The sequence below is a fragment of the Streptomyces sp. NPDC006450 genome, from assembly GCF_040612195.1.
Taxonomy (GTDB): Bacteria; Actinomycetota; Actinomycetes; order Streptomycetales; family Streptomycetaceae; genus Streptomyces.
In genome coordinates, this window is record NZ_JBEXPT010000242.1 from 1 (window position 1) to 3,388 (window position 3,388).

At 74.8% G+C, this 3,388-nt stretch carries 3 protein-coding genes; 2 read left to right on the forward strand and 1 reads right to left on the reverse strand.

Translation table 11 applies throughout. The features are described from left to right. On the reverse strand, nt 1-217 hold a 217-nt coding region (locus ABZY57_RS32415), incomplete at its 3' end, for a DUF6059 family protein (RefSeq protein ID WP_356518079.1). A 799-nt stretch (nt 218-1,016) separates the two neighbouring features. Here ABZY57_RS32415 and ABZY57_RS32420 point away from each other — a divergent pair. Both ABZY57_RS32420 and ABZY57_RS32425 read left to right on the forward strand, forming a co-directional pair. Further along, the gene (locus ABZY57_RS32420) at nt 1,017-1,973 is read left to right on the forward strand and encodes an aromatase/cyclase (protein ID WP_356518081.1); all 957 of its coding nucleotides are present in this window, start codon (nt 1,017-1,019) and stop codon (nt 1,971-1,973) included. After that, on the forward strand, nt 1,970-3,388 hold a 1,419-nt coding region (locus ABZY57_RS32425), incomplete at its 3' end, for an acyl-CoA dehydrogenase (protein WP_356518083.1). The genes ABZY57_RS32420 and ABZY57_RS32425, both read left to right, overlap by 4 nt.

Below are 3,388 nucleotides of genomic sequence, written 5' to 3' on the forward strand. Positions count from 1 at the left end.
GTCCGCGGCGCAGCTCGCGCCGCAGCCGGCGCTCCAGCGGGGTCAGCGGCAGATCGGGCCGCATCCGGTCCGGGTGCCCCGGCGGGGGCTCGTCCCACATCGCGCCGGTGTCCGGGCCGCCGTCCATACCGCCCTGTCCCACGGCCTGCAGCCGCCCGAGGGCGATCAGCCCCTCCCACACGGCGCGCACGAACGGGCGCGGGGACAGGGCGCTCATATCGCCTCCAGGGCGTTCGGCCGCCGGTGGGCGGGCGGGATGTGCGGTCACGATCCGCCCCCGTGGTCGAGAAGCCGGCGCGGACGGCCGGAGCACCGGTGGACCCCGGGTACGTGCCCCGGCGCGCTGCGGTGGAGATCCGGCCGAGGTGAACCGCCGTACGGACGACGCTGCGCCGCGGTAGCGGAGAACGGGGCCGAGGGCCTTCTCCGCGCGGTCCGTGCGGGGCCGCGGAAGGCCGGGACACCCCGGCGGCGCGGAGCCCCGGGCCGCCCACCGGGACGGGGGTGGCCGGGTGGGCGGCAGGGGCGGCAGGGGCGGTCGCGAGCCGGGCCGGGGAAGGGGAACTGCCCCCGGACACCGGCGGCGTCGTCCGTCGGGCCGGCGCCGCCCGAGCACCGCCCGGAGAGTCTCGGAGGCCGGACTCGCGGGCGGCTCAAGCCGAGGGGGGCGGACCCCGGCCGGACCCGCCCCCGAGGAGGTCGCACGTCCAAAAGGGGAGGCCGGGCCGTCGGATCGAGGCGGACGCAGCCGTCGGCTGGAGCCGCGCTCCAGTCAAGCCCATGCGGTCTGCGAGCGGTTCCGGACAGTGTCGTGGGCACGGCCGTCAGCCCAGGGCCGCACGACAGCGTCGTCGGCGGCCCCCAGCGGCAGGCGGACGGGTTCGCCGGTGTGAGGGCACCGGCGCAGTGGTGGCACCGTGCCGGGCGGGGGTCGGAGCCCCGCCGGTACGGCGGCGCCGCAGCCTGGACGCCGCCGGTCGGAGCCGGCCGGCGTACCAAAGAGGAGGGTGTGGAAGATGTCGGATGCGCGTGTGCACCGCACGGTCCACGAAGTGATCGCGGCGGCCCCGGCCGGAGTGATGTACGGGCTGATCGCGGACGCCACCCGGTGGCCGTTGTTCTTCGCGCCCTGTGTCCACGTCGAGCAGCTCGACTTCGACGGGACGCGGGAGCGGCTGCGCATGTGGGTCACCGCGGGCGAGACCGTCAAGTCCTGGGTGTCCAGCCGGCACCTGGACGTGGAGCGGCTGCGCGTGGCGTTCACCCACGACCTGCCCGCCGCGCCCACGCGGTCCATGAGCGGCGTGTGGACGGTGGTGCCGCTGGGCGAGTACGCCGCCAAGGTGACCCTGGAGCACTCCTTCACCGTCGCAGGGGACGTACCGCAAGACGTGGCCTGGGTCGAGCGGGTCACCCTCGAGAACAGCCGCGCCCAGTTGGACCGGCTGGCCGAGCTCGCCGAGTACTGGACGCGTCTGGACGACCTGGTGTGGTCCTTCGAGGACACCGTACGGGTCAACGCCCCCGGCGATCTGGTGTTCGACTTCCTGTACCGGGCGCGGGACTGGCCCGCCGAACTCCCGCACGTCAACCGGCTCGACCTGGTCGAGGACGAGCCGGGCGTACAGCTGATGTCCATGGGAAGCCTGTCCGTCGACGGCAGCGCGCACAGCACCGAATCGGTGCGCATCTGCTTCCCGGGCGCCCAGCGCATCTGCTACAAGCAGACCCGGACCTCGCCCCTGCTGACCGCGCACACCGGCGAGTGGTCGATCGAGCCCGACGAGTCCGGGGTGACCCTGACGGCCCGGCACAACGTGCTGCTGCGCGAGGAGAACATCGAGAGCGTGCTGGGCGAGGGCACCGACGCGGTGGCCGCCGGCCGGCACGTGCGCGAGACGATGGGCCAGGCAGGTCTGTCCGTACTGCGCCACGCCGCGCAGTACGCCATCGACTCGGTCCGCGTCCTGTGACCGCGATCCAGGACACCACGGCCCCCGTACGGGACACCCACGCACCCGTACGGGACAGAAGTGAGGCGGCGCCCGCCACCGCGTCCCGGCCCGCCGCAGCGTCCGAGCGCGCCGCCCGGCTGGAGGCGGCCCTCGGCGACCCCCTCGACCCGGACAACCCGCACGGACACCTGGCGCTGCTGCGCGCCGACGAGGCCCGCGAGGCGCCGGCGGCCACCGAGGCGCTGCTCGCCGAGGCGGGCCTGGGCGCCGAGTTCGTCCCGTACGACCTCGGCGGCCGGCTCACCGACCTGGAGGAACTCGCCCGGGTACTGCGCCCGTTGTTCCGCCGCGATCTCGCGCTCGGCTACGGGTTCGGCATCACCTCGCTCTTCGCCGCCTGCGCGGTGTGGACCGCGGGCACCGAGCCGCAGCGCCGGGCGCTGGCCGCGCACCTCCTCGACGGCGGCCGGGTCACGATCGTGCACCGCGAGGTGGCGCACGCCAACGCGATCCTGCGCAACGAGGTCGAGGCGACTCCCGGCCCGGACGGCGGCTGGGTGCTCAACGGGCACAAGGACGTGGTCATCAACGCCCACCGCGCCGAGGCCTTCGTCATGTACGCGCGCACCGCGCGCGAGGACGGACCGCGCAGCCACTCCGTGCTGCTGGTCGGCCCCGAGCCGCCCGCCTCCGGCGAGGTGCGCAGGCTCGGCAGGGTCGAGATGCCGGGCATGCGCGGCGCACACTTCTCCGGACTCGAATTCGCCGATGTGTCAGCGGGTCCCGAGGCGCTGGTCGGCGAGGTCGGCGAAGGGGTGTCGCTGGCGCTGCGCAGCTTCCAGATCAGCCACTGCCTGATTCCGGGCGTGGTGCTGGCCGGCGTGGACAGCGTGCTGCGCCAGGCCGTGCGCGCGGCCGTGGAGAACCGGCCCGACGCCAAGCCCGCCCGCCGCTGGCAGAAGGTGCTCGCCGGGGTCTTCGCGGACCTGCTGGCCTGCGACAGCATGGCCGTCACCGGGCTGCGGGCGATGAGCCTGCTGCCGGAGGACGCGTACCTGCTGGCCGCCGCGGTCAAATACACGATGCCGGACCTGCTGCGGGAGGACCTGGAGGAGCTGGCGACCGTGCTCGGCGCCCGCGGCTACGACCGCGGGCCGCTGTACGGCGGCTTCCAGAAGCTCGTACGGGACCTGCCGGTGGCCGGTCTCGGACACGCGGGCACGGCCGTGTGCCAGGCGGTGCTGGTCCCGCAGCTGCCGGCGCTGGCGCGCACGGCGTGGTTCCGTACACCGGAGCCGCCGGCCGCGCTGTTCGCACCGGGGGCGCCGTTGCCGCCGTTCGACCACCGGCGCCTCGCGCACTCCGGTACGGATGCGAGCTCGGCGAGAAGAACGTCCACATCGGCCCGTCCGACTACGTCGCGTGGCTCGACG